Source organism: Nitrospirota bacterium, from assembly GCA_016214855.1.
In the GTDB taxonomy this organism is placed as follows: Bacteria; Nitrospirota; Thermodesulfovibrionia; order Thermodesulfovibrionales; family UBA6898; genus UBA6898.
On the sequence record JACRMT010000023.1, the window covers coordinates 56,902 to 71,264 of the forward strand.

Sequence of the window (14,363 nt, forward strand, 5' to 3'; positions counted from 1 at the left end):
TCACGTTGCTATATGTGTGATTTCCTTCTTCAGGGCTATCAGCATTATGAGTCCGGGCACTGCGGTCAGCGTTGCTATGATGAAAAAAAGCGGCCAGCCGACCGATGCGGCAAGAAATCCTGAGGTCGGCGCAATAAAGATCCGGCCGAGGGATGCAAGAGATGACAGAAGCGCGTACTGTGTTGCACTGAACCGCTGATTGCAGAGTGCCATGAGAAGGGCAACAAAGGCTGCGGTTCCCATGCCGCCGGTAATATTTTCGAGGCCTACTGCCAGGATCATCACAACATAATTCTTGCCCATCCATGCAAGAACGGTCATCGACAGGATCGAGACTGCCTGGAGGATGCCAAAATAAAGAAGCGAGCGAAACTGACCGAGCCTTACCATCAGCGCTCCCCCGAAGGTTGCGCCGATAATGAGAGCCACAAGCCCGAATCCTTTATTCACCGTGCCTACTTCCCCTGCAGTGAAGCCCATTCCCCTGATCAGAAAGACGGTTGTCATGCTTCCTGCGTATGCGTCGCAGAGTTTGTATAACACAATGAGCAGCAGAAGCAGGAGTGCAGAGCGCCTTGCAAAAAAATCTTTCAGGGGGCCCCAGACAGCCTCTATAATGCTCCTTGGCGGGAGGATCTTCACTTCAGGTTCAGGGGCGAAAAGCGAGGTGAGCATGCCAATAACCATGAGGCTTGCCATCAACAGATATGTTGATCGCCATCCGATGCGTTCCGAAAGGATCATGGCAAGGGCGCCTGATACAAGCATGGCTACCCTGTACCCCGTGACAAAAACTGCTGCACCGACACCACGCTCCTGTTCTTTCAGAATATCTGTCCGGTATGCATCTACGACAACGTCCTGAGACGCAGACGTGAAGGCAACCCAGACAGCAAGAGCAGCGACAATAACGGGGGAATCCTTTGGCGATAGAAAAGCCATTGCAGCTATGCCGAGCATAAGGAGAAACTGTGTTGTTATGATCCAGCCGCGGCGCCTGCCGAGCCAAGGCGGCACAAAGCGGTCCATAAAAGGAGACCAGAGAAATTTTATGGCGTACGGGGTACCGACAAGGGCAAAGATGCCGATGGTCTTAAGATCAACGCCTTCCACCGCCATCCATGCCTGGAGGGTTCCGCTGATAAGAGCAAGGGGAAGGCCTGATGAGAAGCCCAACAGCAGCATTATGCCGATTCGTCTGTTCTTGAAGACCTGAAGGTACTCTGAAAAACCTGCGCTCATGGCCTTTATATTATCAGGGATTCTTTTTTTCGTCTGCAGCGCACGCGCCATTCCGATGCAACCGCTATGCATATTAGAGTCCCCGGCATTTGCGCGGGTAGCGCCAATGCGACTATGTGCTTGCAAAATAATGAAAAGCATGAGAATATCTATGTTATCCAACGAGTTACGAACGGGGAGGGTATATCACGATTGGTCAAGTCTAATCTACTGAGGGGAATTCTCCTGATATCACTCTGTTCGGTAGTGTTCCTTCCCGTCTATACCCTCTTTTTTCTATATCCGTCCTTTGACAGGCTCCTGACCGAAAGGACAGAAGAAGAGGCTGCCCGTTTTGCAGCACATCTTGCTTCCCGGCTGATCCCCGTCAACAGCGGATTGACCAGAGAGGTGATAACTCCTGCCTTCAGGCAGGCGATAGAGCAGAGTGCAAAGGATATGCAGTTGGTAAAAGTGAAGGTATTTGCTCCCTCAGGAGAGATCATCTACTCCACCGATCCCAAAGACATCGGCGAGATAAACCGCAAGAAATATTTTATAGAGATCGTTGCCAGGGGCAGCAGCTATACGCAGGTGGTGAAAAAGTCGTCGCAGTCTCTCGAGGGCCAGGTGATGAACACTGATGTTGTAGAGACCTATGTGCCTCTTATGGACGGACAACAGTTTGATGGCGCCTTTGAGCTCTACTACGATATAACGAAAAGCAGGGAAAAACTTGGCCGCCTTATTTCAAGGTCATCAGCAGTTGTGTTCGTTGTTGCCCTTTGTCTCCTGGTGGGGGTTGTTCTCAGTGCCGTAAATGCAAACCGAAGCATTCGCTCACGTGACAGCGCTGAAGAAGAACTGAGAAGACATCAGGATGATCTTGAGAAGCTTGTTGAAGAGAGGACCCGGGAGATCGTGAGGGCGCACCAGGAGATCGAAAAAGAGATGTTTGAGAAAAAGCAGGTGGAGGGCTATCTCCAGGACACTGAGGCAAAGTATCAATCGCTTGTGGAATCGACCGAGGATTCGATCTATCTCGTTGATAAGAGCTGTCGTTATCTTTTTATCAACAAGAAGCATCTGAATCGGATGGGCCTGCTCCCTGATCAGGTCCTTGGCCATGATTACCAAGAATTTCACTCGCCTGAAGAGACATCAAAGTTCATGGAACATGTTAATCGGGTCTTTGAGACCGGAGATTCCGTCCAGAGCGAACACATGAGCAAGCGCGACAATAAATACTTTCTGCAGACCCTGAGCCCGGTAAAAGACCTATCCGGCAGCATTGTTGCCATAACGGTCATTTCGAAGGACATCAGTGACCGCAAGCGTATGGAAGAAGAGCTGCTGTCGCTGTCGCTGACCGATGAGCTTACCGGACTGTATAACCGCAGAGGATTTCTTGCTCTGGCTGACCAGTATCTGAAGATCGTCAACCGCATGAAAAATAAAATATCGATCCTCTATGCCGACCTCGATGATCTCAAGACCATCAACGATGTTTTTGGTCACAAGGAAGGCGACAGGGCAATAATCGAGGCAGCAGGTATTCTGCGGGAAACCTTCCGCGAATCTGACGTTGCTGCCAGGATCGGCGGCGACGAGTTCGTGGTCATGCCTGCGGTGATCAGCAATGCGTCGCTTGGGACAATCCTGGCGCGCCTGCATAACAATATCGCCCTGGTCAATGCCCGGGCCGGCAGAAGCTATCAGATTTCCATAAGTTATGGCATTGCGTATTATGATCCTGAAGAACCCTGCACGATCGAGGAACTTCTGGATCGGGGTGACCGGATGATGTATGAGAACAAAAAAAGCAAGAACCACAGGGTCTGATCGTCCGAACCCGGGTTATCTCTGCTGTGGTAATGCCCCCCTGAGTCGTTCACTCCTTATATCTTTTCATTGCTGCGGGATATGATCCAGCTCATTTTCTCCTGCTGTCGGACATGAGATACTATGGCAAAAGTGAAACTGTGGGGAGGGAACATTGCATAAATATTTCCTGAAAGAATACGGGTCGTGGGGTGTCATGACGATGGCCTACCTGTCCGGACTTATCGCCGCCCGTCATATCAACATTAATGCGTTGGCAGGTTTTCTTTCCCTTGCGCTTTTGATCAATGCCAAACAGGCTGTTACGATCTGGATGAGAACAGCGGCAAAAGAGAGAATTGAGCCGGGGACTATCGTTATCATGCATATCCTTTGTGCTTCCGTTCTCCTCTACCCGCTCTATAACAATCACGGACTTCTTCAGCTTCTCCCTTATGCTGCCTTTCCTGCGGCTTATCTTCTGTCTCTGCGATTTCTGGGAGAACATGCCATCGCTACCGAGGTGCTCGGCTTTATCCTTCTGTCACTCGCTGCCCTGGTTGCAAAGGCCATTGTCGGCAGCGGTCTTGATCCGAGCCTCTTTATCGTTGTTGCGGTCTTCTTTGTTGCAGGGGTCTTCCGCGTGCGCTTACAGCTCAAGAAAAAAATGCTTTACCGGATACTCCTGTTCTGTTACGTTGGGACTGCAGCCGTGCTTTTTTATCGTGTGGGATATCGCATATTCGTACTCCTGCCGCTCATCGATAATATGGTCTTTGCCTTGACCATGTACCGGGTTGGACTGCAGACGACCGGATGGATCGAGATGGCAAAAGGCTTTCTGTTCCTGCTGCTCCTGACTGTCTTCGGCTACTGATAAACAGCAGCGGTGATCTCTTTCTGCGGGATTATCCCCTGCCGCATAATCCTGATCTCCGAACCGGTCACATCAACAATGGTGGAAGGAATATGCCCGGGTGTCTTTCCAGCATCGACGACTGCGCATATCGAGTTGCCAAAATAGTCCATGATCCTGTCGGCAGTTTCCGCAGGAGGCATACCGGTGATATTAGCGCTTGTTGCGGTGATAGGGTAGTCGAGATGTCTGGCAAGGTCAAGAGCAAAGGACTTACCCGGGACGCGGACGGCTACCTTGCCGGTGCCGGCGGTAATATAAGGAGAGAGATTGCCGCAAGCCTCAAAAATAAGGGTGAGGGGACCAGGCCAGAATTTTCCCATGAGCCTTTCCGCGGCAGACGATATTGCAGGGGTAAGAAGAGTCAGAAGCCCGGTTCTGCCGATAATGAGCGGCATAGCCTTGTCCCGGGGCCGCTGCTTTATATGGTAAAGCCTTTCAAGAGCTTCTCCCTGATCATATTTTACTCCCAGACCGTAAAAAGTCTCGGTAGGATAGGCGATGATCTCTGCACTATCCAGCAGTTGTCGCAGACGCACGACGGCGTTATCCATGCCTGATTCAGATAACCTGATGATCTCCATGGGAGATGGTAGCACAGCCCTGTCATCTTTAGGAAGTTCCGCAATAATTCCTTGACAAAAGCTCGGGCATTAGGCATATTTAGGCTATCCTGTGACAGCATCTGTTGGTGCTCAGGAGGTTTATATCGTTAGGAGGAAGCATGGGTACGAGACTGTATGTTGGGAACATCTCATTCAGGGCGACAGAGGAAGACCTGCAGAACCATTTTGCGCAGGCAGGTGAAGTGGCAAACGTAAAATTGATCAAGGACAATGCCACAGGCAGGCTGAGAGGGTTCGGCTTTGTTGAGATGGTCTCTGATGAGGACGGCCAGAAGGCGATCTCCATGTTCAATGGTCAGCAGTTCATGGAGCGTGCAATCGTCGTGAACGAGGCAAAGCCTATGGAGAAAAGAGAAGGCGGATTCAGGCAGAGGTCCGGCGGCAGAGGCGGCTCAAGAGACAGAGACTAGACCATCCGGGCAGTATCAGAGTTAAGGCAGCCTGATCAGCTCTTCAGGATCTTCTGAAGAGCATAGAGCAGACCGGAAGTTCCAATTCCCTGGAAATCACGTCGCATTTTGACTGAAAGAGGAAGTAAGTCCTTTTTGCAGTTCCAAAGAGCGTTTCAAAATTTCCCTGTCCTTTGCTGATAATAAGCTCTGCTCTCTCAAATTCCTTTTGGAAACCCGATGATGTCCAGGGAAGTATGGTGCCGATCGCGTCAGAGCCGTTGTCGATGACCTCGCATAGGGTATCAAGACCGACCTGGACAGCATCTTCCCGTGTAACGTCATTCAACACTGCCGAGCCCTTTACGACAGCCTTGACCCGCTTACCCCTAAGTCTGAGCTCCTCGATCAGGAGTCTGTCAAAAACGATCTCACCGGCATTATCCAGCAGATAAAGGATCTCCTGAACAGAGGAAAGGTCCTGCATAAAGGCACCATAGTCATCTACTGCTATCTCTGATCTCAAGGACTGCTCAACTGATTTTTCGATATCAATGCTGGTGAATATGCCGAAGTCTATGATGTTGCCTGCAATGGCGAGCCGTGATGCGGTCTTTACCGGATCAGGACTGTTTTTTACCTGTTCCCGGAGTTTTGGGTACAGAGAGAGCGCGATGTCATTGTACTCCCGCTTGATCTTCTCGAACGGATCTCCTGCAATGCCCTTGCGTATGGCCCTATGGATCAGTGTCGTGGTATACGCAGGAGGTTTGCTCATGTCTGTATCCTGCATGATCGAAAGCACATCCCTGAAGACGGCCTGCTGGGTCTTTTCATCGCATCCATACTGCGTCAAGGCGATGACCGTCTGCCTCAAAAAGCAGGGCAGACAGTCCATGAAGGTCTTCATTATCTCTTTTTTTCTACCTTTTCTGCTTTTTTCTCCACTTCTATTGCCATCATCTTTCTGTGTTCAAGCAGTTTTTTGGTCAGCTTTGGATCTTTTCTGGCAATGATCTGTGCAGCAAGGATAGCGGCGTTCTTTGCGCCTGCCTTGCCGATCGAGACCGTTGCTACCGGTATTCCTGGAGGCATCTGCACAATGCTGAGAAGGGCATCCATGCCGTTGAGCGAAGATGCATCGAGCGGCACGCCGATCACCGGCAGCACGGTATGGGATGCGATCACTCCGGGCAGATGAGCTGCCATGCCTGCTGCACCGATAATAACGTCAACGCCTTTTTTTTCAGCATTCTTTATGACGCTGACCGTCCTCTGAGGTGTCCTGTGAGCAGAGGCAACAGTCATAGAGCAGGGAATATTGAAATCAGCGAGGACTTTTGCAGCCTCTTCCATAACAGGCAGATCAGAGTCGCTTCCCATGATGATCAGGACTTTTGGCTTCATAGTTTTCCTCCCTAAATCAGTGATGAGTAATCAGTAATGAGTGATGAGAAAAAAGGATCAGGGCAGTTCGTGTTTATTTCTGACTCATTACTCTTCACCCTTTAATGCCTTTTCAATGCCCTGTCGGCGATATCTTTACGGTAATGCATGCCATCGAAATGGATCTTCTGGACAGCCTCATAGGCCAGTGATTTTGCTGTCGCAATATCCTGCCCGGTCGCTGTTACGCCAAGGACTCTTCCGCCTGAAGTGACGATTTTATTATCCTTAAATGCAGTGCCGGCGTGGAAGACCTGGACGCCTTCGAGCCTGTTTGCCTCATCAATGCCGGTGATAACGTCGCCTTTACGGTAATTCCCGGGATATCCCCCTGATGAGACCACAACACAGACTGCCGGATCAGGCATCCACTCGATATCAATATCAGCGAGCCGCTCTTCAGCAATGGCCATGGCGATCTCCATGAAATCGGTCTTGAGGCGCGAAAGCACCGGCTGTGTTTCCGGATCGCCAAGCCTGCAGTTGTACTCAAGCACCGATGGCATGCCGTTGTGGATCATAAGACCTGCATAGAGAATGCCCTTATAGGTAATGCCTTCTGATCGGAGCGCCTTGATTGTGGGCTCAAGGATCTTAGTCATGACGATCTTTTCCATTTCCGGCGTTATGATCGGCGCAGGGCTGTAAGCTCCCATGCCGCCGGTGTTCAGTCCCTTGTCATCGTCAAAGATCCTCTTGTGGTCCTGGGAGCTTACCATCGGCACGATGGTCTTGCCGTCCGTAAATGCCATGTAAGAAGCTTCTTCGCCCTGCAGGCATTCTTCGATGATCACTCTTTCACCGGCTTCTCCAAAAGCCTTGTCCTTCATGATAACCTTGAGGGCGTCAAGGGCTTCCTCCACGGTAGAGGCAATAAAAACGCCTTTGCCTGCAGCAAGGCCGTCAGCTTTTATCACGATAGGGGCGCCTTTGAAGCGCACATGCTCTTCTGCATGGATATAGGATGTGAAGGCTTTGTACTCAGCCGTTGGTATGCCGTGGGACCTCAAAAGGTCCTTGCAGAAGACCTTGCTCGATTCCAGCTGCGCAGCCGCCTTTGTCGGCCCGAGGATCCTCCGCCCCTCTTTTTCGAAGAGATCTACAATGCCTCTTGAGAGGGGGTCTTCCGGCCCGACGATCGTGAGATCGATCCATTCATACTTGACGAAATCAAGAAGAGCCTGAAAATCGTTTTGATTGACCGAAATACATTCTGCTATCTCTGCAATACCGGCATTGCCGGGGCAGCAGTAGATCTTGTCCACTGACCTGCTCTGGGAGAGCTTCCAGCAGATCGCATGTTCCCGTCCCCCGCTGCCGATCACCAGTACTTTCATAATAATACCCCCATCCGAGAATTCAGGATCCAGAATTCAGAAGACAGAATATGAAGAATATGCGTTTTGACTGCCAAGGAATTATTCTGACCACTGACCACTGAATGCTGACTATTATACTTTATCCTGCCTTCAAATAGCCTTTTTCGAGCATGCTGGTGTACCCGTTTTCAGCGACAATGCTGTGGTCCAGGACCTCTATGCCGACAATATCGCCGGCGCCGGCAAGCCTCTCGGTGATGAGGATATCTTCGCGGCTGGGAGAGGGGTTGCCGCTTGGATGATTATGGACAAAGATGAGCAACTGAGCGTCCGACATGCTTGCCGCCCCGTGTCTGAGCAGCCGCTCGCGCGGTCTTTCGTTCTCCGGCCATTCCTTGATGCTCTTATGGGTCATGGAGAAGGATTGTATCATCACTGGTGACAACAGGTAAAGGACCTCTGCAAATGCAGAACAGAGTGTCGATATCATGAAATTGCATGCTATAATCAGCCTGTCGTTCATAGCAGAATGATAGAGCAGAAATACTATGCCAGAAGAAAAACAGGAAAAACTTCCGCTTGATGCAAAGCTGCTTTCAGACGCTGTTATTGAGCTGAATATTTCGCGGCGCAGTGTCGGTTTGTACCCGCCTGAACATCCCATTGTCAGGACCTCCATCGAAAGGGCTTTCGAGCATCTGCAGATGCTTTTTGAGATAAGGGCCGAGATCACCCTCGGCATTGCCCGGGACGCGCTTATTGTTGATGAATTCACCCTTGACCGCAGAAATCCGGTCTTCCGGGAGTTTGCCCAGACGCTGCATACAAAGGGCATTGCTGCGGTTACGTTTTCGACCGGCCTGAACCAGAGAGACCTGACGCGGCTCCACGAGCTCATTTCAGCGCAGGATACACCCATTGGCAAGGACCTCGTTGCGTTGGCAGAAAAGGAGATCTCCCGCATAAGACTCAGCGCTATTGACCTCGTGAATTTCTGTTTTGTTGAAGGCACACAGAGGTCCGCCTCGGCCTGCGGAGATCTCTGGGAAGACTATGTGTATGGCCTGCTTGAGGGAAAACTGGGGGAAGGAGGCGACCTTCAGGACATCCTTTCGATCCCGCCGGATATAGTAGCTGACATGGTCAATGCAGCCTTGCCGGAGAGCGCCGGCACTGAGTCTTATGACAGGGTGATAACTGCGTACATCAAGAAAAAGAGCGAATCAAAGATCAGCAGGGAGGCGTTCAATAAATTCTTTGCTTTTATAGACAGGCTCAGGCCTGAGATAAAGCGGCAGTTTCTCTCGCGGGCAGGAGCTCGGCTTACCGAAGATATCGGGGATGTCGAGAGCATCATCAACGGCATGACCCCTGAGGGTTTTGAAAAGATCGCGGAGCTCCTGACCGAGAATTCTTCGATCATTCCGGTAACCCTGAAAAATCTGATTGATAAGCTTTCCTCTATCAAGGAGGGGAAACGGGGGCACTTTGATTTCTTCTATAACGATACCGCGGTCCTGCATGATATCGAGCTTGGCGATGAAGTGATCAAGCTCTTCGGCGAGGACCATTTCCACTCCTATGTGGGGAAGGATTACCAGAGAGAGCTCGATCGCATGCTCGGGGTCAAGGCAGAGGACAATACCCGGTTCATCCGCTTCAGGAAGGAATGCGAGGAAGAGGCTATTGACAGGGAAGCTCTCGATATCATGCTCGAACTCCTGCATGAGGACTACCTGAAGTCCGAAGACTACCTGACGCTCATAACCAAGCTCTCCGAGTTCATGAACGTTTTTACCGAGACCGGCCGTTTTGAGGAGATCCTGGATACGTACAACACACTCATTACCCATGTTCTGAGCGGAAGGTTCAGAAACGAGGCATCCAGCATTGTGGACTATTTCTTTCACTCTGAGGAGTTCATCGCCAGGCTTGTCGACGCCTTCAGGCTCTGGGGAAGAAAGGACCGCGACGGAGCGTTCAGACTTGCCAGGGCCTTGCGGCGTACCATCGTTACCCCGCTTTTCGATGTCCTCGACGAAGAGAAGGATGCAAGTATGAGAAAGTTCCTGATCTCGATGCTTGAGGCGATCGGAAGCGATGTGATCCCGTTTGCGCTCAAGAGGCTCAATGACAACCGCTGGTTTGTCGTGAGGAATATGATCTGTATTATCCGTGACTGCAATGCAACGCAGCAGACCGAAAAGATCCGCAAATTCCTAAAACATGAGAATGGGCATGTCCGCATGGAGGCATTGCGTACGCTGCTGCATTTCAGGACGCCGGATGCCATACCCCAGCTGCGGTCATGCCTCCAGAGCGAGGAGCAGGATATCCGGACCGGCGCCATACGCCTAGCCGGCAGCTACCGGGTGAAAGAATCTGTGCCGTATCTCATAAAGTATCTGGAGAAGCGGGATCTCTTTGGGACCGAGGCGTATTATAAAACAGACCTGGTCAGGGCGCTCGGAGAGATAGGCGATGTCAGGGCAATGGAAGCGCTCGAAAAGATCTGTCATGCGCGGGCACTCTTTTACCGGGGCGACCTGGAGGGGTTGAAGGTGGAGATATTCAGATCTCTCGAAAACTATCCCCTGGAGTCTGTCAGAAAGCTTATCGAGTTCGGTCTTGGATCGCGCAATGACGAGATCCATGCCTTGAGTGAGAAGCTCCTCGTGGCCTTGCATACGGGGGAGCATAGAGGAAAATGACCGATGTCTGAAAAGATCATTTCATTTCTATCGGATATCATGGTAGCGATGTCGAACTGCTCTCTTTACAGCAAGGAGCATCCGGCTGTCATGTATCTTTCCGAAAAGGCTGCGGCTGCTCTTGACACCCTCTTTATTGAGGAGAAGTTCAGTATGGCCCTTTTGGGTGACAGCATTATCATTAACGAACAGTCCCTGCCGGCCAGACATATGCACGTGAGCAGCTGCATAAAAAAGCTTAAGAGAAAAGGGATCGATAAGATCGTGATCTCCCGGGGAGTGACAGCAGCTGAGCTGAAGGACTTCATATCCGAGATCGCCCTTTCTGATAGGATCACCGGCTCCTATCCCCATATTACGTCAGGCATTATCGAGGTGAAGCTTGGCGGAGGAGGTGGTGGCGACATCGGGGCTGTGATGACCGAGAATATCGAAAAGGTGAAGAGTGTCTATCATGGGGTTTCCCGGTTCAAACGGCTCGACATGATTGGGCTTGAGGATGTGGTGGTCAGCTTCATAACAACGCTCAAGCAGGAGGCAAATGTCCTGAATGTTGTAAGTCCGATCAAAGCTCACAGCGAATATACTTATGCGCACAATACCAATGTGGCTGTGCTCTCTATCTTCCAGGCAGAGACCCTTGGCGTAAAACATGACCTTCTCCACGATATTGGCATGGCAGGCCTTCTCCATGATATCGGCAAGATGTTTGTTCCGGCCGAGGTACTCGAAAAGGAGGCAAAGCTGAATGAGGAGGAATGGGTAGAGATGAAGAAGCACCCTGTCTATGGAGCCATGTATCTTGCCACGCTCCCTGACATTCCCAAATATGCCCTTGTCGCCACCTACGAGCACCACATGAAGTTCAATGGCCAGGGATATCCGGCAACGAGGAGAAAGGGCAGGACACAGCATATCATAAGCCAGATTATTGCCATATCAGATTTCTTTGACGCGCTCAGGACAGACCGTCCGTACAGGAAGGCTCTTGATGTCCCGGTCATTATCGGGCTTATGAACGACTCCTCTGGAAAGGACTTTAATCCCCTTCTTGTGGAGAATTTCATCCGGTCGTTGAAAAAGGTGAACGTCTTCAGTTCCTGATAAAAAAACAGGCGGTTCATGATAGTCATGGACAGGTTCACACATACTTCCCTTGAAAACAGAGCCCCGAATGGTGTATATTCTTCTTTACTGCCGAAGTGGTGGAACTGGTAGACACGCACGTTTGAGGGGCGTGTGGAGAAATCCATGCGGGTTCGAGTCCCGCCTTCGGCACCATCTCTCTCTTTTGAGCATCAAGCAGCTGTCTTGCTAAATGCCTCAAGTACGCCCGCCAAATGCTTCCCTGCTTGCAGCGCATCTGCAGCTCTGATTATCTATAGGATGCAGCTCTCCCGCTCGGAATTGTATCGGACTGAATAGGTCAAAATGCATTAGTCAGTCTGCATTAGCTGCAATACCCCGATGGAGGTGACAGGGGAAGATGCCTTGATACGTAACTCCTTGATATTTCGCCTTTCATCGTCCCCAACTCCAACTTCAGGAGTTATCTTTCCTCCTGGCATGACCATTGCTTTTATTAAAAGCACTATGGAAAAAAACGGGAAAATGAAAAATGTGCTGATCGTTGATGACGAGAAATCATTTCTCCTGAGTCTGCTCCAGGGGCTTGATGCGTACGCAGCGGATTTCAATACCCTGACTGCGCAGAACGGCAAGGCAGCTGTGGATGTGCTCAGTTCAACCAAAGTTGATCTTGTGGTCTCTGACCTGAAGATGCCGGAAATGGACGGTTTTGGCCTTCTTTCGCATATGAGCAAGAAACATCCGAATATCCCGGTCATCATGATGAGCGCGTACTGCACTCCTGAGATCAAGGCAAGACTGAAGAGCCTCGGCGCCTTTACGATCCTTGAGAAGCCGATCGATTTTCAGGAGTTCGTTGATAATATTTTTGCAGAGCTGAATGCGGTCTCAAAAGGATATATCCAGGGCATCACGCTGCCGGCGTTCCTGCAGCTTGTCGAGATGGAGAAGAAGACCTGCACGCTCAGGATCGGTTCTCACGGGAGGAACGGATTCCTTTATTTTCAGGAGGGCGTGCTGATCGACGCTGATAATGGCAGTGACGAGCATGAGAAGGCTGCGCTGGACATCGTATGCTGGGATGATCCCGAGATAGAGATCGAAAGCATCTGCAGAAAAAAGACCCGGAACATCCAGCCTCCGCTGACCTATATTTTGATGGAAGGGTACCGGATCAGGGATGAAAAAATGAAGGCAGCGGCGGTGCAATCCTCGATCCACGCACAGGCAAAGGAGGTCGGGCCTGATTCAGTGGATTTTGGCACGTTCCTCAAAGAGATAAACGAAGAAGACGCTGCTCAGACAAAACAGACACCAAAAGCAATTACAAAGGAGGATAAGATGGCAACAACAAAGGAGATACTCAACGAACTCGCAAAGATCCAGAGCGTTGACGCAGTGTGCCTCGTGGCGCGGGACGGCTTTCTGTTGGACAGCATTGCGCGCACAGGGATCGACACAGAAATGGTCGGCGCGATCGCATCCAGCGGATTTGGAGCATCAGAGTCCATGGGCAAACAGCTCGGCAAGGGAAATATGGCGATCAGCATGATCGAATTCGAGAAGGGGCCGGTGATGCTGTCCCCGGTAGGTGATGATGCGTTCCTCGTCATCATTGCGGATAAGGACGCAAACCTCGGCATGATCAGACTGAAGCTGAAAAAGCACTGCGGCGAGCTTGCTGTCGCAGCATCAATTTAGGTCAAGGGGCAAGTCATGGCTGAAGAAGGAAAGATACTCGATATAGCACATGTCAGTTTCCTGGACATGATCAAGATCATGATAACCCTGAGCGGAGCAGCAAGCGCAAAGGGAACTCTCATCAGGAATGCTATCAAGACTGCGGAGAGGATCTCCGAGGTGGACTATCCGGCCTTTGAGGACTATCTTGCTGCAATAGAGAACGCTACAAACCCTATCACCATGATCGAGGGCAAGGCGACCCATGCAGGCAATTTTGTTTTCGGTCTTCAATACTGTCCCTTTGGTCCGTCCATAAAGAATTACACCCAGGTCTTTGAGAAACTGCCTGACGGGTTCGCGGATTTTACGGCTGAGTTCAACAAGCCGAGCAATATCACAGACCAGTTCCGGGTTGGCGAGGGAGCAGGCGTGAGCCCCTTCTGTTCGGTACATCAGCCGATGCGGAGCGCCTTTGCCGAGAAGATCACCATTGGCGGGAAGAAGATAAAGATCACGCAGCTTGGCTGCAAGGCCGGCTCAGGCAAAAAGGGTTTTGCGGAAAAATGGCTGGCTGAAAGCGGCGTGCCACGGGATCTTGTGGACAAGATCCTCGACAATCATATGTGCTGTTATTCCCTGAAGATCCTGGATGCGTAACCGACGCTAAATATTTTCGAAGTTCTTATATGACTCCATGACATAGTCGGGGATAATCTTCAATGCCTCCGTTGCATCACGCAGCCGCCTGCAGAGGGTCCTGATGATCGACCGGTAGATCTTGTTTGCAAGTTCCTTGTCGTGCGCCAAAACCTGTTCGAACTTGTCTGATGCCAGCTTTATCAGGGCTGCATCGGTGGCTGCAACAAGAGTGGCAGAGCGCGGACCTTTGTCGATAAAGGCTATCTCGCCAAGCGGTTCCCCTGCCTCAACGGTTTCGAGATGGGCGCCGCTTTTCATGATTCTGACCGCTCCTGATTTTACGATATAGATCGCATCACAGGGAGACCCTTCCCGCATGATCTCCTCCCCCTCTGCAAAAGATACATTCTCGGTAATGATATTGACCTTGATCAGCTCTCCGGTAGAAAGGTCTTTCAGAAAAGAGATATTTCTCAGAAGGTCCATGTTTTCCATATATTCAC

General features: G+C 50.8%; 14 protein-coding genes and 1 tRNA gene. 8 read left to right on the top strand and 7 right to left on the bottom strand.

Going from position 1 to position 14,363, the window contains the following annotated elements:
• Complete coding sequence (locus HZB62_16265; protein MBI5076702.1) at positions 1–1,242, bottom strand: MFS transporter; 1,242 nt, start codon at positions 1,240–1,242, stop codon at positions 1–3.
• 192 nt (positions 1,243–1,434) lie between these two features.
• Here HZB62_16265 and HZB62_16270 point away from each other — a divergent pair, with 192 nt between their 5' ends.
• Positions 1,435–3,063, top strand: a complete 1,629-nt coding sequence (locus HZB62_16270) for a diguanylate cyclase (GenBank protein MBI5076703.1) — start codon at positions 1,435–1,437, stop codon at positions 3,061–3,063.
• 154 nt (positions 3,064–3,217) lie between these two features.
• The gene (locus tag HZB62_16275) at positions 3,218–3,919 is read left to right on the top strand and encodes a YwiC-like family protein (GenBank protein ID MBI5076704.1); all 702 of its coding nucleotides are present in this window, start codon (positions 3,218–3,220) and stop codon (positions 3,917–3,919) included.
• On the opposite strand, the gene HZB62_16280 is transcribed toward HZB62_16275, so the two are convergent.
• Positions 3,913–4,512 carry a threonylcarbamoyl-AMP synthase gene (locus tag HZB62_16280; protein ID MBI5076705.1) on the bottom strand — a complete coding sequence of 200 codons (600 nt, stop codon included), beginning with the start codon at positions 4,510–4,512 and terminating at the stop codon, positions 3,913–3,915. The genes HZB62_16275 and HZB62_16280 overlap by 7 nt on opposite strands.
• A 170-nt stretch (positions 4,513–4,682) precedes the next feature.
• Here HZB62_16280 and HZB62_16285 point away from each other — a divergent pair, with 170 nt between their 5' ends.
• Positions 4,683–4,994: an RNA-binding protein gene (locus HZB62_16285; GenBank protein MBI5076706.1), complete on the top strand. Its 312-nt coding sequence runs from the start codon at positions 4,683–4,685 to the stop codon at positions 4,992–4,994.
• Positions 4,995–5,037: 43 nt separating this feature from the next.
• Here HZB62_16285 and HZB62_16290 read toward each other — a convergent pair whose 3' ends face one another.
• The 4 genes from HZB62_16290 to HZB62_16305 form a co-directional block, all read right to left on the bottom strand.
• Positions 5,038–5,883 carry a DUF89 family protein gene (locus tag HZB62_16290; GenBank protein ID MBI5076707.1) on the bottom strand — a complete coding sequence of 282 codons (846 nt, stop codon included), beginning with the start codon at positions 5,881–5,883 and terminating at the stop codon, positions 5,038–5,040.
• Positions 5,883–6,380, bottom strand: coding sequence for a 5-(carboxyamino)imidazole ribonucleotide mutase (purE, locus tag HZB62_16295; protein ID MBI5076708.1), 498 nt, complete (start codon positions 6,378–6,380; stop codon positions 5,883–5,885). The genes HZB62_16290 and purE overlap by 1 nt, the downstream gene beginning before the upstream one ends.
• A gap of 101 nt (positions 6,381–6,481) precedes the next feature.
• Entirely contained in the window at positions 6,482–7,756 is a 1,275-nt protein-coding gene (purD, locus tag HZB62_16300; GenBank protein MBI5076709.1) for a phosphoribosylamine--glycine ligase, read from the bottom strand.
• A gap of 121 nt (positions 7,757–7,877) precedes the next feature.
• Complete coding sequence (locus tag HZB62_16305; protein MBI5076710.1) at positions 7,878–8,480, bottom strand: hypothetical protein; 603 nt, start codon at positions 8,478–8,480, stop codon at positions 7,878–7,880.
• On the opposite strand from HZB62_16305, the gene HZB62_16310 reads away from it, so the two are divergent.
• The 5 genes from HZB62_16310 (at position 8,443) to HZB62_16330 (ending at position 13,878) form a co-directional block, all read left to right on the top strand.
• Positions 8,443–10,449 (top strand): HEAT repeat domain-containing protein, encoded by a 2,007-nt coding sequence (locus HZB62_16310; protein MBI5076711.1) that lies wholly within the window; start codon positions 8,443–8,445, stop codon positions 10,447–10,449. The two genes, HZB62_16305 and HZB62_16310, sit on opposite strands and share 38 nt — an antisense overlap.
• Before the next feature lie 3 nt (positions 10,450–10,452).
• On the top strand, positions 10,453–11,553 hold the full coding sequence (locus tag HZB62_16315; GenBank protein MBI5076712.1) for an HD domain-containing protein: 1,101 nt from the start codon (positions 10,453–10,455) through the stop codon (positions 11,551–11,553).
• Between the two features lie 92 nt (positions 11,554–11,645).
• Positions 11,646–11,730 (top strand) — tRNA-Leu (locus HZB62_16320).
• A gap of 312 nt (positions 11,731–12,042) precedes the next feature.
• Entirely contained in the window at positions 12,043–13,239 is a 1,197-nt protein-coding gene (locus HZB62_16325) for a response regulator (protein MBI5076713.1), read from the top strand.
• A gap of 15 nt (positions 13,240–13,254) precedes the next feature.
• Complete coding sequence (locus HZB62_16330; GenBank protein MBI5076714.1) at positions 13,255–13,878, top strand: hypothetical protein; 624 nt, start codon at positions 13,255–13,257, stop codon at positions 13,876–13,878.
• A gap of 6 nt (positions 13,879–13,884) precedes the next feature.
• Here the strand turns inward: HZB62_16330 and HZB62_16335 are convergent, their stop codons facing one another.
• Positions 13,885–14,355 (bottom strand): cyclic nucleotide-binding domain-containing protein, encoded by a 471-nt coding sequence (locus HZB62_16335; protein MBI5076715.1) that lies wholly within the window; start codon positions 14,353–14,355, stop codon positions 13,885–13,887.
• Positions 14,356–14,363 lie beyond the last annotated feature (8 nt).

Bases quoted from the DNA above. Each gene is read 5' to 3' on its own strand.
- HZB62_16330 (MBI5076714.1), top strand. From the start codon at position 13,255: ATGGCTGAAGAAGGAAAGATACTCGATATAGCACATGTCAGTTTCCTG.
- HZB62_16305 (MBI5076710.1), bottom strand. From the start codon at position 8,480: ATGCCGAGGGTGATCTCGGCCCTTATCTCAAAAAGCATCTGCAGATGC.
- HZB62_16290 (MBI5076707.1), bottom strand. From the start codon at position 5,883: ATGAAGACCTTCATGGACTGTCTGCCCTGCTTTTTGAGGCAGACGGTC.
- purD (MBI5076709.1), bottom strand. From the start codon at position 7,756: ATGAAAGTACTGGTGATCGGCAGCGGGGGACGGGAACATGCGATCTGC.
- HZB62_16335 (MBI5076715.1), bottom strand. From the start codon at position 14,355: ATGGAAAACATGGACCTTCTGAGAAATATCTCTTTTCTGAAAGACCTT.
- purE (MBI5076708.1), bottom strand. From the start codon at position 6,380: ATGAAGCCAAAAGTCCTGATCATCATGGGAAGCGACTCTGATCTGCCT.
- HZB62_16285 (MBI5076706.1), top strand. From the start codon at position 4,683: ATGGGTACGAGACTGTATGTTGGGAACATCTCATTCAGGGCGACAGAG.
- HZB62_16315 (MBI5076712.1), top strand. From the start codon at position 10,453: ATGTCTGAAAAGATCATTTCATTTCTATCGGATATCATGGTAGCGATG.
- HZB62_16325 (MBI5076713.1), top strand. From the start codon at position 12,043: ATGGAAAAAAACGGGAAAATGAAAAATGTGCTGATCGTTGATGACGAG.
- HZB62_16265 (MBI5076702.1), bottom strand. From the start codon at position 1,242: ATGAGCGCAGGTTTTTCAGAGTACCTTCAGGTCTTCAAGAACAGACGA.
- HZB62_16310 (MBI5076711.1), top strand. From the start codon at position 8,443: ATGCTTTTTGAGATAAGGGCCGAGATCACCCTCGGCATTGCCCGGGAC.
- HZB62_16280 (MBI5076705.1), bottom strand. From the start codon at position 4,512: ATGGATAACGCCGTCGTGCGTCTGCGACAACTGCTGGATAGTGCAGAG.